Genomic DNA, 21914 nt, shown 5'->3' with positions numbered 1-21914 from the left:
CCGTGCGGGGCTCATTGCCTGGTGGTGCCGGACAACCGCCCCCGGAACGCACGCCGGTACGCGTGGGGGGTGGTGTTGAGGGACCGCACGAACTGGTACCGCAGGGCCGCCGCGTTGGCGAATCCCGTACGGGCCGCGATCGCCTCCATCGTCTCGTCGGTGTTCTCCAGCAGCCGCTGGGCGCTCAGCACCCGCTGCGCCAGCAGCCAGCGGTAGGGGGTGGTCCCGGTCTCCGTCCGGAAGCGGCGGGCGAAGGTGCGCGGCGACATGCAGGCCCGTGCCGACAGCTGCTCCACGCTGATCTCCTGGTCCAGGTGCATCTCGGCCCAGACCAGCACCTCGCGTACGCCGTCCTCCCCGCAGTGGGCGACCGGCCGCTCGATGTACTGGGCCTGGCCGCCTTCCCGGTGCGGGGGCACCACCATGCGCCGGGCGATGGCGTTGGCGACGTCGCTGCCCTGGAGCTTGCGCACCAGGTGGAGGCAGGCGTCGATGCCCGCCGACGTACCGGCCGAGGTGAGGATCGGGTCCTCGTCCACGTAGAGCACTCCCGGTTCGACCTCGGCCTTGGGGAAGCGCTCGGCGAGCGCTTCGGCGTACCGCCAGTGCGTGGTGCAGCGCCGTCCGTCGAGCAGCCCGGCGGCGCCCAGGACGAAGGCGCCGACGCAGACGCTGACCACCCGGGCTCCCCGGGCCACCGCCTGGCGCAGGGCTTCCAGCAGGGCGGGCGGGAAGTCCCTGGTGTGGAAGTCGTCCCCGACCGGGATGGCGATGAGGTCGGCGTCCGCCAGCCGGTCGAGGCCGTAGGGCGTGCTGATGGTGAACCCGGGCACCGCCCGTACCGACGAGGACTCCGCTGCGACGAGCGCGAAGTCGTACGCGGGCAGGCCCTCCTCCCTGCGGTCGAGCCCGAATACTTCGCATATGACGCCCAGCTCGAATGGGTGAACGTTTTCGAGCAGGACCGCGGCTACATTCTCCAGCATGGGACCCAATGTGGCAGTAAAGCGTGGGCTTCTGACAGCCTTCACACTGTTCCATGACCGGATCGACACTCATACTTTCAGCGTGAACCTGAATCGGCGGGCAGACCCGCACGCGGACCCGCGGCCGGCGGCACATCCCCGCAGGGTTCGTCGAGGGAGACGATCCCGCTGCGGATCCCCAGGACCACCGCTTGCGTACGGTCGGACACCCCCGCCTTGGTGAAGAGCGCGGACAAGTGGTTCTTCACCGTCTTCTCGGAAATTCCGAGCTCCCTGGCAACACTGCGATTGGAATGACCCTGGGATATGAGCACCAGGATCTGGCGCTCACGGGCCGTCAGGAGGTCGAGCGCCGCCCGGGCCGCGAGGACCTTTTCGGAGGGGGACGGTCTCGCGGCCGCCCGCAGGTCCTTTATCAGCTTCCCCTGGGCTTCGAGCGCGTCCTGCGCCTCGCCGAGCGCCTTGTACGCGTTGGCGACCGTCCTGACCAGGGCCGCCACGGGCCTGGACGGCGCTCCGCAGAATTCGCAGCACTGCTGGTAACTCGACTCCGCAACGGTCCCTCGCGCAACACCTGACATGCTACGAATTCCCTCCGCCGACATGGATGGGTCGATTCGCGATTCCCTTGAGGCTCGGACTTCCCCGGGCCGCTCGGATTTCCGCGGAGCTCGGGGGGCAACAGTGCGGGCGGGTCAAGCAGGCATCCGCGCGTGGATCGCCACCGTCTTGCACCGCGTGTATGCGCGCAGCGCCTCCAGCCCCTTCTCCACGCCGATTCCGGAGCGCCGGTAGCCGCCGAACGGCAACTCGACTCCCCCGGCCGCGCTGTAGTCGTTCACGAACACCTGGCCCGCCCGCAACCGCCCGGCGAGCCAGTGGGCCGTGGTCACGTCGGACGTCCAGACGCCGGCGGCCAGCCCGTACGTGGTGTGCTCCGCCAGGGCGACCGCCTCGTCCAGCGTGTCGAAGACCGACACGCACAGGACCGGGCCGAAGATCTCCTCGTTGAAGACGCGGTGCCGGGGCGTCACCCGGTCGAGGAGGGTGGGCTCCACGTAGAAGCCGTCCGCGTACGCCTCCCCCTCGGGCACTCCGCCGCCGACGACGACCTCGGTCTCCCGGCGCGCCTCGGCCAGGTGGGCGAGCACTCTTGCACGCTGTTTCGCGGAGATGAGCGGCCCCATGTCGGGATCGCCGATGCCCGGGCCGATGCGCAGCGCGCGGAACCTCCCGGCGAGGGCGGCCACCAGTTCGTCGTGCACGGACCGGTGGACGAGCAGGCGGCTCCCGGCGCTGCAGTTCTGTCCGGCGTGCTCCGTGATCGCCTCCACGATCTGCGGCACCGCCCGCTCGGCGTCGTAGTCGGGGAGCACCAACTGCGGGGACTTCCCGCCCAGTTCCAATGTGACCGGCACGATGTTGCGCGCGGCGGCGGCCATCACGGCCTCGCCGACCTCCCGCGAGCCGGTGAACGCGATCCGGTCCACACCGGGGTGCGCGGCGAGCGCGGCTCCCGCTTCCTCCCCGTAGCCCGGCACGACGTTCAGGACTCCCGCCGGGAGTCCCGCCTCTTCCACGAGGCCGGCCAGGCGGAGCGAGGTCAGCGGCGCGTCCTCGGCGGGCTTGAGGACACAGCAGTTCCCCGCGGCGAGGGCCGGGGCCAGGGTCCTGGCGGCGATCTGCAGCGGGTAGTTCCACGGGATGATGTGCCCGCACACGCCGTACGGTTCGCGCAGGGTGAAGGCCAGGCGGTCGGGCCGCTGCTGAATCGTTTCACCACCGAGCGATTCCACGGCGTTGGCGTAGAAGTCGAAGTACCGGGCGGCGACGTCGGCATCCGTCCGCGACTGGCCGATCGGCTTGCCGGTGTCCAGGGTCTCCAGCCTGGCCAGTTCCTCGCGCTCACCGCGCAGGGCCTCGGCGATCCGCCGGCAGGCACGGGAGCGCTCCACCGGTGTCACGAACCGCCAGACTGTCTCGTACGCCTGCCGGGCCGCTTCCACGGCCGCTCGGACCTCGTCCGGGCCGCACCGGGCGACCCGGGCGAAGGGGCGGGCGTCCGACGGGTCGAGGACGTCGATCCACCGCCCGGTGGGGACCCTCTTCCCCGCGATGACAGCCGCGTGCTCCGGTAGACATGCGTGACTCACGGCTCTATCCAGCTCCTTGACGCGGGGGAGGCGGGGGGTGGTGGGGTGCTGCTCGGCCGTCAGCGGGCCATCGACCCGACGATGACCCTTTCGAGATCGCGCGCGGTGACGTCGCGCGGGCAGCACACCAGCAGCCGCTGCTGCTTGAGCGCGCCCTCGACGAGTTCACGTACGTCCTTGGCGCCGTAGCCGAAGTCCCGCAGGCCGGCGGGCCCTCCGGTGTCCGTCACGATGCTCAGCAGCGTCGCCGGAAGCACGTCCGCGCCGTTGGCCGCGGTGACTCCGGCGAGATTCGCGCCGAGCAGCTCCGCGGCGCGCAGGTGGCGTTCGGGGGAGGTCGGATACGTGAACTCGAAGGCCGCCGCCGCGGTGGAGACGACCGCGGCGCCGTGCGGGACCATGGCGTGGCCGACTTCGTATCCGTCCGGCCGGTAGTCGCGGACCAGCCCGGCGACCGGGTAGGCGCAGGCATGCGGAATGTGGGTCCCGGCGTTGCCGAATCCCATGCCCGCGAAGCTCGCGGCCCGGCTCATTCCCGTACGGGCTTCCAGGTCGTCGGGGTTGAGCACGGCCCGCCTGAGGTAGCGGCCCACCAGTTCCAGCGCCTGCTCCGCCCATATGTCGCTGATCGGGTTGGCGCCGATGTACAGCGGGCGGTCCGCCGGGGTGGCGTACGGAGGGCGCCGGTCGTAGGCGCGCGCGGTGTACGACTCGCAGGCGTGCGTCAGGACGTCGTACCCGGACGCCGCGGTGACCGCCGGGGGCAGGGTCAGCGTGTTCGCGGGGTCGACCAGTGCCAGGGAGGGCAGCAGCCGCGGGTCGCTGATGCCGGTCTTCACGTTCAGGCCCGTGACGCCGAGGGCGACCATGGCGGTGCACTCGCTGCCGCTGCCGGCCGTGGTGGGCACCGCGACCAGCGGCTTGAGCGGGCCGGGGATCGGGGACCCGGCGCCGATCGGGGCGTTCAGGTAGTCGCGTACCGGGCGGCCGGGGTGACTCAGCAGCAGGTTCAGCATCTTGGCGGTGTCGATCGAGCTGCCGCCGCCGAGGCCGACGTAACCGTCCACCTGGAGGTCCGCCAGTTCCCGGGCCGCCTCGGCGCAGCTCTCGTCGGTGGGTTCCACCCGGGCCCGGTCGAACAGCGCGACCTGGATCCCCTCCTGCTCGATCTGCTTGGCGACGCGGGCGGGCAGTCCGAGCCCGGCCAGGACGGGATCGGTCACCAGCAGAACCGAGGTGATACCGGACGCGCGCAACGCGTGGCCGATCTCCCGGGTGGCGCCGACACCGAATTTCAGCGGAGGAGCCTGCCAGCTGATAATGCGTTCCTGCTCCGGCGCATTCTCGGCCCATCCGAACGATGCCACAGTCCGACCCCCGTCTTCATTCCCTGAACTTGGAATTCTGGTCCATGGACAACATGGAGAACAGCGACGCAAAACCGAATGACTCAGACGACTCGGCCAAACTGGTTTCGATCACACTGAATTCGACCGGATGACGGCCATGGTAGACAGCCGATTTCAGTCACGCCATAGGACCCTGGTCCTATGGCCGGATCGCCCTGGTAAGCGCTTTCGGAAAAGTTGCGGAACAATGATCGACAGGGACGGCCGGCAGTGCGCCCGGGGCCGCGGAAGCCGCGCATCGGTCCACTCCGCGCCCGCATTCACGGGACGCGGGAACACCATTGGGGCCGCGGTCGCCCTACCGGAATTCTTCGTTCGGGAGCTTTCGGCGGGGGCGCATCCCGGCCATCCGCCCGCATGACGACGGCACCCTAGCGACCGCCCGCTGCCGGACGGGCGCACCGTGCGGGCGGTGGCAGGAATTCGAGGTTCCTCGTCAGTGCTGCCACTGTTGCCGTCCCGGATCCGTCCGCACAGTGAGTCGCATGGCACAGAACAACGCGACGAAAGCGTCGGACGGGGCCGGGAAGCAGCACGCGGGCGTGCGGCAGGTCTGGCGCGAGTCCCCCACAGCGGTGAAGTCCCTGCTGGCCGGCACCATGATCAACCGGCTGGGCGGCTTCGTGCAGGTCTTCATGGTGCTGTATCTGACCCATCGCGGCTTCTCCGACACCCAGGCGGGTGCCGCGCTCGGCGTGTACGGCGGGGGCGCCGTGCTCGGGACGCTGATCGGCGGCGGGATGTCCGACCGGCTCGGGCCGCGGCTGACGATCGTGTCCACCCTGCTGGGGTCCGCCGTGCTGCTCCCCTGCGTCCTCTACCTGGACAACTACTGGGCCATCCTCGCGGTCATCGGCGTCAGCGGTGCGGCCAGCATGGCCTACCAGCCCGCCTCCACCAGCGTGATCAGCCACCTCACCCCGACCGAGCGACACGTCATGATCTTCGCCATGGGCCGTCTGGCGATCAACCTCGGCACGACGGCCGCGCCCCTGCTGGGTGCCGCGCTCGTCAAGGTCTCCTGGGACTTCCTGTTCTGGGGCGAGGCGCTGGCCGTGGTGATCTTCTCCACGGTGGTCGCGACCACCCTGCCGCATGTCGCGCCGGACACGCCCGGGCCGGCGGCCGACGGCCCGGGCGACGGCGGGAAAGCCCCCCGGGCCTCGTACCTGGCGGTGCTGGCCGACCGCCGCTATCTGCTGTTCCTGCTGGCGATGTTCGTCAGCTCGGTGATCTACATCCAGCACATCTCGGCCCTGCCGCTGACCGTGCGCCACCTCGGCATGGGCGTCGAGGTCTACGCGGTGCTGATCGCGCTGAACGGCTTCCTCGTCATCGCCTGCGAACTCCTCGTCGCCAAGGTGGTGCAGCGCTGGCGGATCCGTACCGCGGTGATCATCGGTGTGCTGCTGACCGGCATCGGCATGAGCATGTACGCCCTGCCCTGGGGCCTGGCCGCACTGGTGATCGCCACCCTCGTCTGGTCGCTCGGCGAGATCATCGGCTATCCGTCCCTGTTCTTCGCCTACCCCGCGCAGGCGGGCCCGCCCGGACTGCGGGGACGTTATCTGGGGGCCTCGAACGCCCTGTACGGACTCGGCAGCGCGATCGGCCCGTTCATCGGAGTGATGATCTGGAACCGCTTCCGGGAAGGGCTGTGGATCGGCTGCGGAATCGTGGGGCTGATCGCCGTGGCAGCCGCCTGGGGCGGGGTGCGTCCGACGGCCGGCGCGGCGGACGGGGACAAGGGCGAGGAGAGCGGCGGAAGCGAGGAGAAGACGGGCGGGGCCGGCGGTTCCGGGACGGCCGACGCGGAGATCCGTACGGGAACTTAGGGCGGGCATCGCATTCGCCCGTCGGAAGACCGCACAAGCAGCGGGAACCATCGCAGAAGGGGAAGCACACAGATGCCACGCCATGTAGTCCTGATCGACCCCTATTCCGAGGCCGCCGAATACGCCAACGCCTTCCGGGCCCGCGGGGTCGAACCGGTCGCGGTGCTCAGCACACCGGCACCGCTGAAATCGTATCTGCACGGCTGGAAACCGGAGGCTTTCCACGCGACACACTTCCACGACGGGGACTTCGCGAAGCTCGTCGGCATCGTGCGCGGCTATGATCCGGTCGCCGTCATTCCCGGCAACGAGTCCGCGGTCAGGCTCGTGGACGCGCTGGTCGAAGAGCTGACCCCGGGGGCAGGAAATGTCCCCGGACTCTCCGCGGCGCGCCGCGACAAGTGGCCCATGGCCCAGGCCGTGGCGAGCGCGGGCGTTCCGCACCTTCGCACGTTCGCCACCGCGAGCGAGGAGGAAGCGGCGAGCTGGTTGCGGGAGAACGGCCTGGAGGGACGGGCACTGGTGCTCAAGCCGCGGTGCAGCGGCGGCACCGACGGCGTGCACAAGGTGGAGGCCGGCGAGGACTGGCGGCCCTCCTTCCGGCGGCTGCTGGGCTCCGTCAACATGTTCGACCTGACGAACGACAGCATCCTCATCCAGGAGTTCGCCTCGGGCACCGAGTTCGTCGTGGACACCTACTCCGTCGACGGGCGGATGGGGCTGGTGGCCGTGGTCCGCTACAGCAAGTCGGCCCGGGGGAACCGCATCGGGGTCTACGACGCGGAGGACTACCTGCAGCCCGACGACCCGCTGGTCGGCGTCCTGGAGTCCTACACGCGCCAGGTCGCCGACGCGGTCGGCATCCGTACGGGATGCACCCACACCGAGATCATGCTGACGGACGACGGCCCCCGGCTGATCGAGATCGCGGCGCGCCTCGACGGGGGCTGTGCGCAGCAGGCCGCGCGGCTCGCGACCGGAGACTGCCAGATCGACCGCGCCGTACGGCACCATCTGGACTCCGCCTTCACCCCCGGATACGAGATCGTGCGGCCCACCCGGGTGGTGTGGCTCTCCGCCGCGAACAGCGGCACCATGAGCAACGCGGAGGTGCTCGACGCGGCGCGTGAGCTGGCCTCGTTCCAGAAGCTGGCCTGCCGCTACCCCAACGGCTCCCGGGTGCCCAGGACCGAGGACCTCTTCACCACCCTCGGCTGGGTGCTGCTCTCCACCCCCGACCAGGAGGTTCTCGACCAGGACACCAAGCGGGTCCGGGAGATCGAGGCCAAGGTGGTGATCGACCCGCCCGGCCTGGTCTGACGGCGGCACGGGCGGACGGCCCGGTCGCGCCGGCGGGCAGCCCCCTCCGGCATGACCGGGCCGTCCGGCCGGCGGTCACTTGGCGTCGGCGAGTCCCGCGATGGCCTGTGCGAAAACCTCCCGCGCCCGCCGGAGCACCTGCCCGCGCCAGTCGGCGTCGTCGGGGCAGAAGGCGTCGCGGATCAGTTGTTTGAGGTCCGACCGTACGGCGTCGGCCGGTGCGTGGTGCCGGTGCAGCCAGGTGTCGGCGCACAGTGCCAGCAGCACCTGGGGCCCCGGCTGGGTGCCGAACTCCAGGGTGATCGCGGTCAGGCGGCTGCCGGCGCCGAGGCCGTCCGCCACGGCGGTCGCCGTGTTGCCGACGATCGGGGTGGAGGAGGACGTGCCTTCTTCCGAGGCGGTGAGCGCCTCGCCGTACCAGCGGCGGGCCCGCCGGCGGGCGTCCGGGTCGCGGCCGCCGCGGAAGATGGGTTCGCCGGCGCCGCGTTCGCCGAGCCCGGTGTGCAGGTCGATGTAGCCGACGTGGGCCGCGCCCGCCATCTGCTCGGCCACCACCGTCTCGAACACCCGCCGGGACCAGGCCGGTGCCCGCCCGCCGTGGAACAGACCGTCGGGGTGACGGTACTGACCCCGGGTCACGGCCTCCTGGAGCCTCTGTGGACCGAGCCGGTCGCGCAGCGCGGTGAGGTTCGCGACCAGTTCGCCGGGGTCGAACTCACTGCCCTCCGCCGGCACCAGCGTGCCGTGCACCGCGTCGTAGGAGTCGTTGTGCGGCGGGGCGTGGTGGTCGACGAAGTTGCGGTTGAGGTCGATGTTGTCCTCGTTGACGCGGCGCAGATAGGCGAAGCCGTACGGGTTGAGGCCGTGCACCAGCAGCACGCCGGTCGCGGGCCCCACGGCGGCCTCCGCGACACCTTCCCGCAGCAGGATCCGGGTCTGGCAGGCCGCACCGCAAAAGCCCTCGATGCCGTGTGTTCCGGAGACCGTCACCAGCAGCTTCACCGGGTCGGGCGGCCCCAGGTAGGCGGTGTCGACGGCGAGTTCGCCGCCGTCGGGCCCGCGGTGGCCGGGCAGGACGAAGCTCCGCAGGCGGGCGCCCGTCTCCTGTGCCGCCTCCAGGAATCGCGCGCGGGCCCGGGAGTAGTCGGGCGCGAAGTCGAGGGAGGTCTCGTCTGACATGCTGCCTCGCGTTCCTGGGGTTCCGGAGGGATGAGGGTCCTGGTCGCGGGGACGCCGACGGGCCCGGAGCCCGCAGGGGGCGCCGGGCCCGGTCGGCCGGGCGGGGCTCAGCACCGCGCCGAGGGCAGCGGCACCCCGAGGGCGGTGAGGATCGAGTGCGCCCCCGCCTGGGTGGGCACGTGCAGCAGGCACAGCACCCGGTCGCCCGGCTCGGTGTGCTCGGCGAAGTACCGGTTGGTGTCGGGCACATGGCTCAGCGGCCGCTCCCGGTACAGGTCGAGCGGGCGGCCGATGCCGGGGATGACCCCGCGGGCCGGGTCGAAGGGCGCTCCGGGCGCGAGTGCCGCGGCGACCTCTGCCGCCAGGGCCGCCCGGCTGTCGTCCTTGCCGGTGAGGTCCGGGTACAGGGCGATGTCCGGGTGGCCGCTGAACGCCGACATCGCGCGGTGCACCACGGGGTTGTACGTCTTGAGCGCGATCACCTCGGGGAACGGGCGTCCGTCGGCGAGCAGACGGGCGAAGTGCGCCGCCCAGCTCTCCTTGAAGACCACCCCGTTGCGGTACGCGTCCCCCACGAACTGGATCATGATGTGCAGACAGCCGCGCCCCGAGGGCAGCTCCGCCCACCGCGAGGTGAGCAGCGCGACGACCCGGTCGCGCTCGCGGTCCACCCCGACGACGACGTAGTCGGCTGTGGTCAGCATGTCGCGTCGGAGCGTGAAGAGCTGGCGGGTGCGCAGCCCGGGCATCGCGAGGACCAGGCCGTCCACGATCCGCTTCTCGGTCTCGGTCGGCAGGTCCCGGCCGGGCGGCAGGGTCAGGATCTCGACGCCCCGCCGCCCGTCCCGCCGTGTGGCACGGCCGTCGTCAGCCACCGCCGCCCCCGCTCAGACGTCGGCCGCGGTGGGCAGCGGGATCTGGGCGTCGCTCTTGCCGACCACGGTGAGCTGGTGCAGCTCCACGAAGTACAGCTTCCACAGCCAGTAGATGTGGTTGAGGTGTTCCATCACCCGCTGCTCGTCGGCCTCCGACATGATGAGCGTGGACAGCACCCGCCACACGAAGTCGTCGTGGTCGTCGTCGAGGTCGGTGTTGACGTGGGCGCGGGCGCCCTTGACGTTCTCCTCGCCGAGGACGTTGCCCAGGTTGTCCAGCCATTCGGGCTGGGTGCGGGTGGTGACGTACTCCACGAAATAGACGCTGGTGATCAGCGCCAGCGGGCTGTCCTCGAACTCCATGCCGTACTGGAGGTATCCGGTGAGCAGCTTGGTGGAGAGCATCGGCTCGGTGGAGTAGATCTGGTCCTTGGTGACCCCGACCTTGGCGAGGTCGGCCGCGAACAGCCGGTCGTGCAGCATCTCGTCGTCGGTGTAGTGCGCCCACGCCTTGGCCTGCACCGGGTCCACCTTGGTGAAGTACTTGATGGCCAGCGCGTCCACGGTCCGCTTGCGGCGCAGCCGCAGGATCGTCTCGATGTTGTGGCGCTTGTAGTAGTCGAGGTTCAGCTCGGCGGAGTCCTTCTGGTGCTGGGCGTACGGGACCGTCTCGTAGAAGTCCTTGATGAAGGTGTCGAGGACCGCGTCGACCTTCTTGCGCAGTTCGGGGTTGCTCGTCATGGCGTGCATTCCTCCTTGGGGGTCAGTGGCAGCCGCAGCCGGCGCTGGAGACGCGCTGCATCCGGCCGCGGCGTACCGCCTTGCGGGCGCCGAGCACGGCGGTTCCGTCCGATGTCAGCAGCGAGCTGCGGGGGCAGAGGAAGGCCAGGGCGAAGCGCGTCGCCGGAGTGACGCCCAGCCCGAGGTTGACGACGCCACCGGTCGCGCCGTACACCTCGTTGGGGCCGCAGTTCGCCGGTATGACCTCCGTGGTGGTGTTGATCCCGAAGCCGAGTTCCCAGATGACGCGGTAGCGCGGGTCGTCGGTGAGGAGCTTGTCCAGCTCCGCGGCGGCCGGTGCGGCCGCCGCCGTCTGGGGAGTGACACCCTCGATGCGGCCGGCGGTGACGTGCAGCGTCACGGCGTTGGCGACGAGTGGCGAGAGGGCTTCGAACAGCCGCTGCTGCTCGGGGCCGTCGGCCGGGTCCTCGTGGCGGTGGACGATGGGCCATCCGCGCAGGGTCAGGTCCCCGTTGAGGCCGAGCAGCCTGGCGTCCGGCGCGAAGGTGGTGATCTCCGCGGCGGTGACGCTGAGCTTCCCCGGCGGGAAGATCTGCTGGTCACCCGCTTCCATGACACCCGCCTGCTGGTTCCAGACGCAGTCGCCGAGGTGGTGGTCGAACTCGGCCTCGGTGCCGGAGGCGTCGTCGACGATGGTGAGGCGGCGGCTCTCCCCCACCCGGTCGAAGAACTCCTCGGCCACCCGCGCGTGCCGGGCCGCGTCGACGCGGGCGGCGGTGCTCAGGAAGTAGCGGAGGTGTTCGGCGGTCAGCGGCGTGGATCCGGCCGGCAGCACGGCCAGCTTGCGCCCGCCCAGTTCCCGCTCGGCCGGCGAGTCGAGGAACCGCCCGGGGCAGACCGCCAACACGTGCGCGTCCGCGGGGACGCTTCGCGCGATCACCTCGCCCAGGCGCGCGCCGGGCGGGAGCGTCAGGCGCAGTACGCGGGAGCATCCGCCGCCGGGCAGCAGGGCAGGCGGCTCGGCGTACTGTTCACTCGTGAGCAGGCAGAACGTCTCGGCCGGCGCGCCGAATTGACCGAAGTCGCTTGTCGTGATGTCCAGCGGTGGCACGGGCGCACTCCCTGGGAGAGACAGTGAGAACCCCACGGCGGGGCATGATCGCTGCCCCGCCGTGGGTCGGTACTCAGCCCAGGAGCGTGCCCAGGTAGTTGCGGTTCTTCTGCACCTTGATCTTCTTCATGGCCAGTCACCTCCTGTGTTTTTTATTTCTTTTTGTTCACCCCGCCGGGTCGTGCGGTCGTGCTCCTCTAGGCGACGGAGACGACCCGCTCGACGGTGGGGCGGTCCAGGCGGCCGAGCACCGCGACTCCATCACTGGTCAGCACGCGGGTGCCGGGCACGATGATGTCCAGGTGGTACTGGGTGTACGGAGTGAGGCCGAGCCCGTAGTGCAGGCAGCCCTCGGTGCCGCCGTACACCTCGTTCATGGCGTGGTTCCCGGGCAGGATGTCGTGCGAGACGTTGAGGGCGTGGCCGATCTCCCACACGATCCGGTAGCGGGAGTCCACCGCGAACATCTGCTCCAGCATCGCCACCGCCGGCGCCGCTCCGGCGTCCAGCGCCTCCAGGCCGGTGATCCTGCCGTCCTTGACGGTGGCCTTGATCGCGTTGTCCCGCATCGCCCAGAGCCGGGAGTGGATGCGGGCCTGGTCCGCCCGGGAGAAGGAAGGTGTGCCGCTGTGCAGGATCGGGTACCCGCGCAGCGTGATCTCGCCCTCCAGCGGCAGTTTCAGGGCCTCGTCGAACTCCCTGATCTCCACCGGCAGCACGCTGACCTCGCCGGACGGGACGATCTGCTGGTCGCCCCAGTCCAGCGGGCCGGCCTGCTGGTTCCACACCAGGCCGTCGCGCAGATGGTCGAGGGTGGCGCGGGTGCCGTGCGCGGGGTCCGCGTAGACCAGGTGCTCGGAGTCCTCGGCCAGTTCGAAGAACGTGTCGCAGAACGCCGCCTGGTCGGCCGCCGAGGTCCGCTCCATCACACCGAGGAAGTGCCGGATCTCGTCAAGGCCGGTGGGCGTCGAATTGCACGCCATGCCCATGATCTTCCGCTGTCCCACCAGTTCGGGGTCCGGCGATTCGAAGAATCTGTAGGGCGATACCACCAGCACGTGCGCGGGTTCCGGTATCTTCTTGTCGAGGATTTCCGCGAAGTCGTCGCCCCGGTCCAGGGTGATGGTGAGGAATTCCCGGTAGGGAGCCGTCCGGACGACTTCGAACCGGTCGACCAACTCGGAATTCGTGATCAGGCAGAAGCTGCTTCCGGTGGCTTCGCCGAACTGACTGAACCGGCCGGGATCAATGGTTATCTGTGCGGACACGATCACTCCCGTCATGGCCTCTGCATATTTCCTCGACGTGGTCATTACTTTGGCCGACCGCCCAGTCGCTCCGCTATAGGACATTGGTCCCTGCACCCGCGTCCCGCGCGGTCCGGGCCCCGCGGCCGCCCGGCGGCCGCCGCTCCCCCGGGACTTCGGGAGCAGGCCCAACGACCGATCGCGGGTCCGCCGCACCGGCCGCTACTGTCCGTCAAGAACCGCCGGACGGCGGCCGTCACGACCACAGGGAGAATCCCCGCATGCGCGTCATCGCCTTCGACCACCTGGTCCTCAACGTCGCGGACGCCGAGCGCGCCCTCCGCTTCTACTGCGGCCCGCTGGGGCTGGAACCGGTACGCGTCGAGGAGTGGCGCGCCGGGAAGGTGCCGTTCCCGTCGGTACGGGTGAGCCCGACCACGATCATCGACCTTCTCGAAGGCGACCGGGGCGGGTCCAATGTCGATCACATCTGTCTGGTCGTGGAACCGCTGGACTGGCAGGAGGTGATCGACTCCGGTGTCCTCACGGTGGTCGACGGCCCGGGGCGGCGGTTCGGCGCCCGGGGCGACGCGCAGTCCGTGTACGTGAAGGACCCGGACGGCAACACGGTCGAGCTGCGGTGGTATCCGCAGGACAAGGAAGCGTGAGGCGGCTCTGCCCACCGGCGCCCGGCAACGCGCGATACGGGCGGTGGCCCGGCGGGAATTCCCGCCGGGCCACCGCCCGGAATTCCGAGTGAACGCGCGGACGCGTCAGGACGGAAGTGTCACCGCTTGAACGCGTCCTTCGCCTTTTCACCGGCCTCGCGTATATCGCCCTTGGCGCGTTCCGCGCGGCCTTCCGCCGTCATGCGCTCGTTGCCGACCGCGCGGCCGACGGTTTCCTTCATGGCACCCTTGGCGCGCTCGGCCTTGCTGGAAGTCTTCTTGTCGGCGGTCATGGTCGCGCTCCTTTACGGTCGAGCCGTTTCCTTGACAGTGCATCGCGTGCCCCTGCGCCGGGACCGTAAACGGGCGGATTCGGATCGGATTCCGTTCGGATCCCGTACGGGGTTCCGCACCGCTGCCGTACGGGCCGGCCGCGGCCGGGCGCGGGGCACGCCAGGGCGCGGAGTAATGCGGCGGGCGCGGCGGGAGCCGGGGTGTACTCGGACCGTGAACTGGTACCCGATGCGGCTGACCACCCCGGTCAAGCAGCACGTCTTCGGCGGCCGGGCCATTCCCGGGCGGCTCGGCCGGACCGGGCTGCCCGACGGGCCGGTGGCGGAGACGTGGGAGATCAGCGATGTCGAGGGCGAGCACGCCCATGTCCTGAACGGGGCACTGGCCGGGCACACGCTGCGCGAGCTGGCCCTGGGCCATCCGGACGAGCTGGTCGGCCGGGGCTGGCGCGGGCCCCGGTTCCCGCTGCTGACCAAGTTCATCGACGCCCACCGGCCGCTGCCGGTGCATCTGCACCCCGACGACACGGCGGCCCGCGAGCGGGCGGGCGAGCCGAACGGCAAGACGGAGGCCTGGCACATCCTGCACGCCCCGCCCGGCACCACCGCGCTGGCCGGCGTACGGCCCGGTGTGGACCACGACCGGCTGCGCCAGGCGCTGCTCCGCCAGGATTTCGACGCGGTGCTGCGGCGCCTGCCGGTACGCGCCGGGCAGACCCTGTACGTACCGGGCGGCACGCCGCACAGCTTCGGGCCCGGCACCCTCGTGTACGAGATCGAGCAGACCTCCGACCTCCAGCAGCACGCGATGCGCCACCGCATGGAGGACGGGGCCCCGATCGGCGACGGGCAGTGGCGGGCCAACATCGAGGCGCTGCTGTGCGAGTGGCGGCCGGAGCACCGGCCGGACTTCCATCCGGGGCTGCGGCTGCCCGCGGAGGACGGTGTGGCGCGGCGGATGCTGTGTGCCGGGCCGTACTTCGCGCTGGAGAACTGGCGGGTCCGGGCGCCGGGGTCCGCGGTGCCGGCGTTCGACACGTGCGTGGTGCTCAGCAACATCGGCGCCGCTACGGCGGTGACCTGCGGGGCGGTACGGGAGTGCCTCGGACCGGCCGAGACGCTCCTGCTGCCCGCCGCCACGGCCTCCGGCGTCCGCATCCACGGCCCCGCCGACGTGCTCCTCGGCTACCTCCCCGACCTGGAGCGCGATGTCCGCGCCCCGCTGCTCGCGGCGGGGCACTCCCCCGAGGCGATCGCCGCGCTCGGCGAGGGACTGGGGTAGCGGGTGGCCGCTCGGCCGGCCCGGCCGCCACGGCCGCCTTCGCCCAGTAACCGGCCCGCACCACCGTCCGCACGGCACCTCGCCGACCGCCCGTCCGCTGGTCCGCCTGTCCGCCTGTCCGCCTGTCCGCCTGTCCGTCAAGAAGTTGATCTTCTAGGTGATTACGGCAAATAGGTAAAAGATCCCCATGCGGGGAATTTGTCGCGGGCTCCGGTGTACACCAATTAGGCCCCGTTCCGTGCGGACGCACGGGCCGGTGACGACCGAAGGATGGGATGCATGAACGACAAGCGTATGCGGCCACCCCGGCCCCCGGTGGCCCGCTTCCTCGCCGGGCGGGCGTCCGCGCCGGTTCCCGGACTTGTGACGCGCCTTGCCGATGCGTACTGAGACGCTCCCGGTCGAATCCGACTTCTTCGCCCCCCGCGCGGCCATCGACGACCTGCTGTGCGCCTTCCTGACGGAACGGGCGCAGAGCGCCGCGGTGCCCGGCCAGTCGGCGCTGGTCCTGCTGCTGCGGGACTTCATCGAGGGCGGAAAACGGGTCCGGCCGCTGCTGTGCGTGGCCGGGTGGCGGGCCGCGGGCGGGGACGGGGACCCCGCGCAGGCCGTACGGCTGGCCGCCTCCATCGAGCTGGCGCACGCCTGCGCCCTCGTGCACGACGACATCATGGACGCGGCCGACAGCCGCCGCGGACGCCCCTCGGTCCACCGGAGGCTGGCCGAGCGCCACCCCCTGCCGGAGATGGCCGAACGATTCGGCACCAGTGGCGCCATCCTGGTGGGCGATCTGGCCCTCGTCTGGTCCGACGAGCTGCTGCACACCACGGTCATGCCCGACGCCCACCGCGTCGCCGTCCTGCGCGTCGTCGACCTCGCGCGGGCCGAGCTGATCGCCGGCCAGCACCTGGACCTGCTGACCACCGGCGACCTCGACGTGAGCATGGAGACCGCGCTGACCGTCGTCCGCTACAAGACGGCCAAGTACACCATCGAACGGCCCTTGCAGGTCGGGGCCGCCCTGGCCGGCGCCGACCAGCGGCTCATGGACGCCTGCAGCGCCTACGGTGTGCCGCTCGGCGAGGCGTTCCAGCTCCGGGACGACGTGCTCGGGGTGTTCGGCGACCCGGACCGGATGGGCAAGTCGCGCCTGGACGACCTGCGCGAGGGCAAGTGCACCAGCCTCATCGTCCGCGCCCTGCGGGTCGCCACGCCCGCCCAGGCCAAGCGGCTGCGCGCGGTGATCGGCGATCCCCAGCTGGGCGAGCAGGAGGCCGCGGAGGTCCGCGACATCCTCACGAGCACCGGGGCCCGGGCCGCGGTGGAGCGGATGATCGACAAGCGGTACCAGCAGGCCCTGCACGCCCTGGACACGGCGCCCTTCACCCCCGCGGCGGTCGCCACGCTCAAGGCCGTCGCCGAAGCGGCCGTCCATCGAACGGCATGACACGGCGGTCCCGTCCCGCCGACCGGCCGGCACCGGGCCGCGCGGGCCCGGAACCACCGTCCGACCAGTACGGAGCCGCCCCATGACGACGCCCACGACGAGCGCCCCCACGGCGGTACTGCTGACCGTCTGGCGGGAGATCCGCCTGAGCTGGCTGTTCATCCGCGTCGACCGCTGGACCACGGTCTTCCCCGGCACCTGCTTCGTCACGGCGGCGGCCGTCCACGCGCGGCTGGCCCCGCGCGAGGCCGCGGTCACCGTGGTGCTGGGGGCGGTGTACTTCTGGCTGTTCATCTACGAGCACACCCTGGCCAACCAGCTCGTCGGCGTCGAGGAGGACCGCCACAACAAGCCCTTCCGGCCGCTGGTCACCGGCGAGGCCACCATCCGGGGCGCCCGGCTGCGCCTGGCCGTCGTACGGATCGCCTTCCCCGTGTACGGCTACTGCCTGGGCGTCCTGAAGTGGGCGCTGATGTGGCAGATCCTGTCCCTGCTGCAACACGAGTACGGTTGGGGACGGCACTGGCTGGGCAGGAACCTCTACGCCGGGATCGGCGTCATCGCCCAGCTGGCGGCCGCGTGGGAGATGGTCACCGTGCCCACGCCGGACGCCTGGCGCTGGATCTGGACGCTGACGATCACGGTGACCTTCCTGATGTCCGTCCAGGACCTGCGCGACATGCACGGTGACCGGCTGGTCCACCGCTCCACGATGCCCCTGGTCTTCGGCGAGCTGCCCACCCGGGGCTTTCTGTGCGCCGGCTTCGCCGTCGGCCCCGTCTTCATCCACTCCTTCCTGATGGCGCCCGCCGGCCCGCGCTGGTGGTTCGTCGCCACCGATGTCCTCCTGTGCGCTCTGAGCCTGGTGCTGGCGGCCCGGGTCTGGCTGCTGCGCGGCCCGGAATCCGACCAGCGCAGCTATCGCCTGGTGGAACAGTGGTACACCTTCGCCCTTGCCGCCTCCATCTACACGCTTCGCTGACATCCGCACACTGCGCAGAACGAAAGGGCCGGACGTGCCAGGAGAGGGGACCGAGCGGCAGTCGCGGCTGCGGCTCAGGGGCGTGTGGAAGGCGTACGGCCGCAGGCAGGTGCTGCGCGGTGCCGACCTGGACGTGCCGTCGGGGGCGCTGGTCGGTGTCGTCGGCGAGAACGGTTCGGGCAAGAGCACGCTGCTGCGCATCGCGGTGGGGGAGCTGACGCCCGACACGGGCACGGTGGTGCGCGCCGGGGCGGTGGGGTACTGCCCGCAAAGCGCCGTACTGAACGACTCGTTCACCGTCCTGCAGCATCTGCGGCTGTTCCAGGTGGCCTACCGGCTGCCGGACCTGGCGCGGGCCCACGAGCTGATGGACCTGCTGGCGTTCGCCGGCTGCGAGCGCCTGCGGCCCGGCGAACTGAGCGGCGGGACGCGGCAGAAGCTGAACCTGCTGCTCGCACTGATGCACGACCCGCAGCTGCTGGTGCTCGACGAGCCGTACCAGGGCTTCGACTGGGACACCCACCAGCGCTTCTGGGCGCTGGCCGTCCGCCTGCGCGACGCGGGCCGGTCGATCGTCGTGGTCTCGCACCTGCTGCACGACCTGCACCACTTCGACGCGGTCGGCCACCTGCGGGAGGGCCGCCTGGACGTCGAGGAGCGCGTCCGATGAGGCCGCGTCCGGCGGCGTTCACCGAGATGCTGCGCTGCACGCTGCTCGGCCGGCTGCGCAATCGCATGGCTCTGCTCCTGGCGGTCGTGTTCATCCCCCTGTGGATCGCCGTGGCGCGGCTGTGCGCCTCGGACCGGCCGGTGCGCTTCTCCCTCGACTCCCTCGGTACCGAGGCCGTCCCCCCGGCGAGCCAGGTCAGCCAGGTCGTCAACGGCCTGGCCGCCGTCACCCTGGTCACCGGGTTCGTCATGTTCATGGAGACGTTCAAGTCCGGGGAGATGGACCGCCGGCTGCTGCTGGCCGGTTACCCGCGTCTGCCGATGCTGCTGGCGAAGGTCTCCGCCGTCGCCCTCATCGCCTTGCTCCTGGCCCTGTACACCACGGCCGTGCTGTGGGCCTCGGTGCCCGTCCGGCAGGTGGGCGCCCTGGCCCTCGGGGTCTTCGGCGCCGGCCTCGCGTACGGCGGCATCGGTCTGCTGCTGGGCTCGCTGGTCCGCGGCGAGCTGGAGGGCTTCTTCCTCGTCATCATGCTCAGCCTGGTCGACACCGGCGTACAGAACCCGGTCTTCAACGTGGTCGATCTGTCCGGCCTGGGCGTGCTCCCGCTGTACGGCGCGAACCAGCTGGCGCTGGCCGCGGCGTTCACCTCCCGCGCTCCCTGGCCGCATGCCCTGCTGTCCCTGGGCTGGGCCGCCGCGACCAGTGCGCTGGCCCTGCTCGTCTTCCACCTGCGCACCCGCTCGCACTGTGCGGTCGACGCCGCCGCGGCCGCCGGGGTTTCCGCACCGGTGGCCGCGACCGGCCCGCCGGAGGCCGCCAGGCAGCCTCGCTAGCGGCGGTCCCCCGGGCCCCGGCGCTGGGCGTAGCGGCCCAGCGCCATGAGGGGGAAGACGTGCCGGTAGCCGTCGTAGTGGACGGCCACGGCCCGGGGCACGAGCGTGCCGGTGAACTGCCGTTCCTCCCAGGTGCCGTCGTCCGTCTGCCGTTCGGTCAGCCAGCGCACCCCGGACCGCACCGCGGCGCCGTCGCGCTCCCCCGCGGCGAGCAGCGCGAGCAGTGCCCAGGCGGTCTGCGACGGGACGGAGGGGCCGCGGCCGTGGAGAGCGGGATCGGCGTACGACGCCCAGTCCTCGCCCCAGCCGCCGTCCGCGTTCTGTACGGACGTCAGCCAGGTGACGGCGCGCCGGACGGCGGGGTGGTCCCGGGGGGTCCCCGCGGCGACGAGGGCCGGGAGGACGCAGCCGGTGCCGTAGACGTGGTTGGACCCCCAGCGCCCGAACCACGCGCCGCTGTCCTCCTGGTTGTCGAGCAGCCAGCGCACGGCGCGCCGGGTGGCGGGCTCGTGGTCCCTTCCGAGCGCCGCCAGCATCTCCACCGTGTGGGCGGTGACGTCGGCGGTGGGCGGGTCGACGCAGTACTCGCCGAAGTCGAAGAAGGGGAGTCTGCCGGGGAGTGAGCTGGTGTTGTCCGCGTCGAAGGCCCCCCATCCGCCGTCCGCGCACTGCATGCCGAGGCTCCACCGCGCCGCCCGGTCCAGCGCGGCGTCGAGGTGTGCCCGGTCGGGGTGGTCGACGCGGTACAGCGCGAGGACCGCTTCGGCGGTGTCGTCGAGGTCCGGGTAGGTCCGGTTGTGGAACTCGAAGGCCCAGCCGCCGGGGGCGAGGCGGGGCCGCCGTACGGACCAGTCGCCGGGGCGGTCGGACTGCCGGGTGAGGAGCCAGTCGGCGGCCTTGACCAGTGCGGGGTGGCCGGCGGGCAGGCCGGCGTCGAGCAGCGCGGTGGTGGACAGGCAGGTGTCCCAGACCGGGCTCTGCACGGTCTGGAGTCTCCGTACGTCCTCCTCGGGCCAGGAGGCGCAGTCGTCCAGGAAGGTGAAGGCGGCCTGGAACACCGGGTGGTCCGACGGGTAGCCGTGCAGGTGCAGGGCGACGAGCACCCAGGTGGTCATGGGTGTGCAGGCTCCCCAGCTGCCGTCCGCCTCCTGGCGTTCGAGCAGCCAGCGGGCACACGCGTTCAGCGCGAGCCGGCGCACCGGGCGGGGGGCGATCCTCCGGTACCCGCGCAGCACGGCGTTCGTGCGCAGGAAGGCGCCCTCCCAGCTGATGACCGGTGCCGACGGCCGTGCGGGGGTGTCGGTCCCGTCGGACACGGTGTGGAGCTCGTCGATGCCGAAGGGGACCGGTCGCACGGGCCGGTGGGCGCTGATGATGCCGAGGGCCACCAGGGCCACCCGCATGATGGCGCTGAAGGAGTGGATGTTCAGGGGCGCCCAGGTGGGCAGGGCGATGATCTCCGGCGGGACCTCGGGGAGGTCGTCCCAGGTCCACAGGCCGAGCATGGCGAGCCACACCCGGGGCTCCAGCTGGGCGGCCGCGACGCCGCCCTGCCCGCGCACCCATGCCGCGCACCGGAGCATGTGCTCCTCGTCCGGGCGGTGTCCGGCGAGCCGGAGCGCCACGTACGCCTGGACGGTGGTCCCCAGGTGGCCGGCCCCGTCGAAGACGAGGGGCCAGGAGCCGTCCGGGCTCTGCTGTGAGCGGATCCACCGGCCGCTCGCCGCGGCCACCCGCTCGTCCAGGACGCCCAGCAGGTGCCGCAGGAACAGGTCGTGCGCGTCGTAGCTCACGTCCGTGGTGAAGACTTCCTTCCACCACCCCTCGCCGTGCTGCCGCGCCAGCAAGTGGTCCGTGGCCCGCAGCACCGCGCGCTGGGCCGCGTCCTCCGTCGCGTCGGCCGGGGGGAAGGCGAAGGCGACCTCCGCCTTCCCCGCCGCCGGGGACGGGCTCTTCTCGCGTGGCGCGTCGTCGGCTGTCGTCGTCATGGCACAGAACTATCCACAAGCCAGGAAAAGACTCACCCGCCACGCGGGTTTCACCTGCCTGCCGCACGCGGGGACCGGGCCGCTCGCCCGCTCATACGCAGTTGCGCAGCACGCCCCAGAGAAGCAGTACGGCCACGGCCGCCACGCCCGCCCACACCGAGGTCAGGACCGGCGGCCGGCCCCGTACCGCGCGCAGCCAGGCGAGCAGGACCAGTGGCAGGGCGGCCACGAAGAGGGCGTTGTGGGCCAGGGCCGCGGCCACCTCGCCCTCGGTGAGGGCGCGCAGGGCCCGCAGCGTGCCGCAGCCGGGGCAGGACAGGCCGGTGAGGGCGCGGAACGGGCAGCCGGGGTAGTGGCCGGGCGCCTCCGGGTCGCGGAGGGCCACCAGCGCGGTCAGGGCGGCGAACAGCACGGCGCCGGACCAGGCCGTGCCCGTCCGGCGCCGGGCGGGGCGGGGCGCGGTCAGTAGCCGCCTCCCCCCGACGCGCTGGAGATGACGACGATCAGCAGGACGAACAGGCCGACCCCCAGGCTGATGAACGTCCACAGCTTAGCCTTCCCGGCCGCCTGCTCGGCGCCGGCGTAGTCGCCCGAGTTGAACTTCGCGTTGGCCTGGGTGGCGAAGACGATGGCCGCGATGCCGGTGGGCAGGAAGCACAGCAGGGTCACCAGGATGGCCGGGACGAGGTAGTTCTGCGGTGGCCTGGCGTACTGCTGGTATCCGGGCGCGTACTGCGGCGGCGGTGGCGGTCCGGTGGGCGGCGGCTGGGACTGGCTGTTCCAGGGGGTGTTGCCGCCCCAGTCCTCGCCGGGCGGGCCTTGCGGATAGGCCATGACGGCCTCCTTCTCCAGTCGGTTCGGCCGTACGGGCTGCCGGTGGCCTCTGCCGTACGTC

Annotated in this window: 21 protein-coding genes; 8 read left to right on the top strand and 13 right to left on the bottom strand. The window is 71.4% G+C overall.

Annotation, left to right across the window (positions count from 1 at the left end; all coding sequences use genetic code 11):
• Positions 1 to 11: 11 nt before the first annotated feature.
• The 4 genes from CP973_RS19080 to CP973_RS19065 all read right to left on the bottom strand — a co-directional run bounded on the left by CP973_RS19080 (position 12) and on the right by CP973_RS19065 (position 4506).
• Positions 12 to 986, bottom strand: coding sequence for a GlxA family transcriptional regulator (locus CP973_RS19080; protein WP_150242293.1), 975 nt, complete (start codon positions 984 to 986; stop codon positions 12 to 14).
• A 77-nt stretch (positions 987 to 1063) separates the two neighbouring features.
• Positions 1064 to 1486 (bottom strand): helix-turn-helix domain-containing protein, encoded by a 423-nt coding sequence (locus CP973_RS19075; RefSeq protein WP_208853213.1) that lies wholly within the window; start codon positions 1484 to 1486, stop codon positions 1064 to 1066.
• A 195-nt stretch (positions 1487 to 1681) separates the two neighbouring features.
• Positions 1682 to 3139 (bottom strand): aldehyde dehydrogenase family protein, encoded by a 1458-nt coding sequence (locus CP973_RS19070; RefSeq protein ID WP_167538371.1) that lies wholly within the window; start codon positions 3137 to 3139, stop codon positions 1682 to 1684.
• A gap of 59 nt (positions 3140 to 3198) precedes the next feature.
• Positions 3199 to 4506, bottom strand: a complete 1308-nt coding sequence (locus CP973_RS19065) for a hydroxyacid-oxoacid transhydrogenase (protein WP_150242289.1) — start codon at positions 4504 to 4506, stop codon at positions 3199 to 3201.
• A 527-nt stretch (positions 4507 to 5033) separates the two neighbouring features.
• Between CP973_RS19065 and CP973_RS19060 the strand changes: the two genes are divergently transcribed.
• Entirely contained in the window at positions 5034 to 6383 is a 1350-nt protein-coding gene (locus CP973_RS19060) for an MDR family MFS transporter (protein ID WP_150242287.1), read from the top strand.
• A gap of 72 nt (positions 6384 to 6455) precedes the next feature.
• The gene (locus CP973_RS19055; RefSeq protein ID WP_150242285.1) at positions 6456 to 7703 is read left to right on the top strand and encodes an ATP-grasp domain-containing protein; all 1248 of its coding nucleotides are present in this window, start codon (positions 6456 to 6458) and stop codon (positions 7701 to 7703) included.
• Between the two features lie 75 nt (positions 7704 to 7778).
• Here CP973_RS19055 and CP973_RS19050 read toward each other — a convergent pair whose 3' ends face one another.
• The 5 genes from CP973_RS19050 to CP973_RS19030 all read right to left on the bottom strand — a co-directional run bounded on the left by CP973_RS19050 (position 7779) and on the right by CP973_RS19030 (position 12892).
• Positions 7779 to 8882, bottom strand: coding sequence for a M14 family metallopeptidase (locus CP973_RS19050; protein WP_150242283.1), 1104 nt, complete (start codon positions 8880 to 8882; stop codon positions 7779 to 7781).
• A 107-nt stretch (positions 8883 to 8989) separates the two neighbouring features.
• Positions 8990 to 9757, bottom strand: coding sequence for a hypothetical protein (locus tag CP973_RS19045; protein WP_150242281.1), 768 nt, complete (start codon positions 9755 to 9757; stop codon positions 8990 to 8992).
• A 12-nt stretch (positions 9758 to 9769) separates the two neighbouring features.
• The gene (locus tag CP973_RS19040; protein ID WP_244409602.1) at positions 9770 to 10498 is read right to left on the bottom strand and encodes a hypothetical protein; all 729 of its coding nucleotides are present in this window, start codon (positions 10496 to 10498) and stop codon (positions 9770 to 9772) included.
• A gap of 22 nt (positions 10499 to 10520) precedes the next feature.
• Entirely contained in the window at positions 10521 to 11609 is a 1089-nt protein-coding gene (locus tag CP973_RS19035; RefSeq protein ID WP_150242277.1) for a hypothetical protein, read from the bottom strand.
• A 197-nt stretch (positions 11610 to 11806) separates the two neighbouring features.
• Positions 11807 to 12892, bottom strand: coding sequence for a hypothetical protein (locus tag CP973_RS19030; RefSeq protein ID WP_150242275.1), 1086 nt, complete (start codon positions 12890 to 12892; stop codon positions 11807 to 11809).
• A 245-nt stretch (positions 12893 to 13137) separates the two neighbouring features.
• Between CP973_RS19030 and CP973_RS19025 the strand changes: the two genes are divergently transcribed.
• Positions 13138 to 13524: a VOC family protein gene (locus CP973_RS19025; RefSeq protein WP_150242273.1), complete on the top strand. Its 387-nt coding sequence runs from the start codon at positions 13138 to 13140 to the stop codon at positions 13522 to 13524.
• Between the two features lie 119 nt (positions 13525 to 13643).
• Here the strand turns inward: CP973_RS19025 and CP973_RS19020 are convergent, their stop codons facing one another.
• A complete protein-coding gene (locus CP973_RS19020) occupies positions 13644 to 13817 on the bottom strand; it encodes a CsbD family protein (protein WP_150242271.1) in 174 nt (57 codons plus the stop codon).
• A gap of 214 nt (positions 13818 to 14031) precedes the next feature.
• On the opposite strand from CP973_RS19020, the gene CP973_RS19015 reads away from it, so the two are divergent.
• The 5 genes from CP973_RS19015 to CP973_RS18995 all read left to right on the top strand — a co-directional run bounded on the left by CP973_RS19015 (position 14032) and on the right by CP973_RS18995 (position 19031).
• Positions 14032 to 15099: a type I phosphomannose isomerase catalytic subunit gene (locus tag CP973_RS19015; RefSeq protein ID WP_150242269.1), complete on the top strand. Its 1068-nt coding sequence runs from the start codon at positions 14032 to 14034 to the stop codon at positions 15097 to 15099.
• A gap of 379 nt (positions 15100 to 15478) precedes the next feature.
• A complete protein-coding gene (locus CP973_RS19010) occupies positions 15479 to 16546 on the top strand; it encodes a polyprenyl synthetase family protein (RefSeq protein WP_150242268.1) in 1068 nt (355 codons plus the stop codon).
• Between the two features lie 82 nt (positions 16547 to 16628).
• The gene (gene stsC, locus CP973_RS19005) at positions 16629 to 17528 is read left to right on the top strand and encodes a somaliensene A/B synthase (RefSeq protein ID WP_150242266.1); all 900 of its coding nucleotides are present in this window, start codon (positions 16629 to 16631) and stop codon (positions 17526 to 17528) included.
• Positions 17529 to 17562: 34 nt separating this feature from the next.
• Complete coding sequence (locus CP973_RS19000) at positions 17563 to 18198, top strand: ATP-binding cassette domain-containing protein (protein ID WP_244409601.1); 636 nt, start codon at positions 17563 to 17565, stop codon at positions 18196 to 18198.
• Positions 18195 to 19031 carry a hypothetical protein gene (locus tag CP973_RS18995; protein ID WP_150242265.1) on the top strand — a complete coding sequence of 279 codons (837 nt, stop codon included), beginning with the start codon at positions 18195 to 18197 and terminating at the stop codon, positions 19029 to 19031. The genes CP973_RS19000 and CP973_RS18995 overlap by 4 nt, the downstream gene beginning before the upstream one ends.
• Here CP973_RS18995 and shc read toward each other — a convergent pair.
• From shc to CP973_RS18980, 3 genes are all read right to left on the bottom strand, one after another.
• Entirely contained in the window at positions 19028 to 21019 is a 1992-nt protein-coding gene (gene shc, locus CP973_RS18990; protein WP_150242263.1) for a squalene--hopene cyclase, read from the bottom strand. The two genes, CP973_RS18995 and shc, sit on opposite strands and share 4 nt — an antisense overlap.
• A gap of 91 nt (positions 21020 to 21110) precedes the next feature.
• Positions 21111 to 21431 carry a DUF2752 domain-containing protein gene (locus CP973_RS18985; protein ID WP_167538370.1) on the bottom strand — a complete coding sequence of 107 codons (321 nt, stop codon included), beginning with the start codon at positions 21429 to 21431 and terminating at the stop codon, positions 21111 to 21113.
• A 50-nt stretch (positions 21432 to 21481) separates the two neighbouring features.
• The gene (locus CP973_RS18980) at positions 21482 to 21853 is read right to left on the bottom strand and encodes a CD225/dispanin family protein (protein WP_150242259.1); all 372 of its coding nucleotides are present in this window, start codon (positions 21851 to 21853) and stop codon (positions 21482 to 21484) included.
• Between the last annotated feature and the right edge of the window lie 61 nt (positions 21854 to 21914).

It is taken from the genome of Streptomyces albofaciens JCM 4342 (assembly GCF_008634025.1).
Lineage (GTDB): Bacteria > Actinomycetota > Actinomycetes > Streptomycetales > Streptomycetaceae > Streptomyces > Streptomyces albofaciens.
Note: the sequence above shows the minus strand (reverse complement) of the source record. Positions and strands in the feature narration are given on the sequence as shown.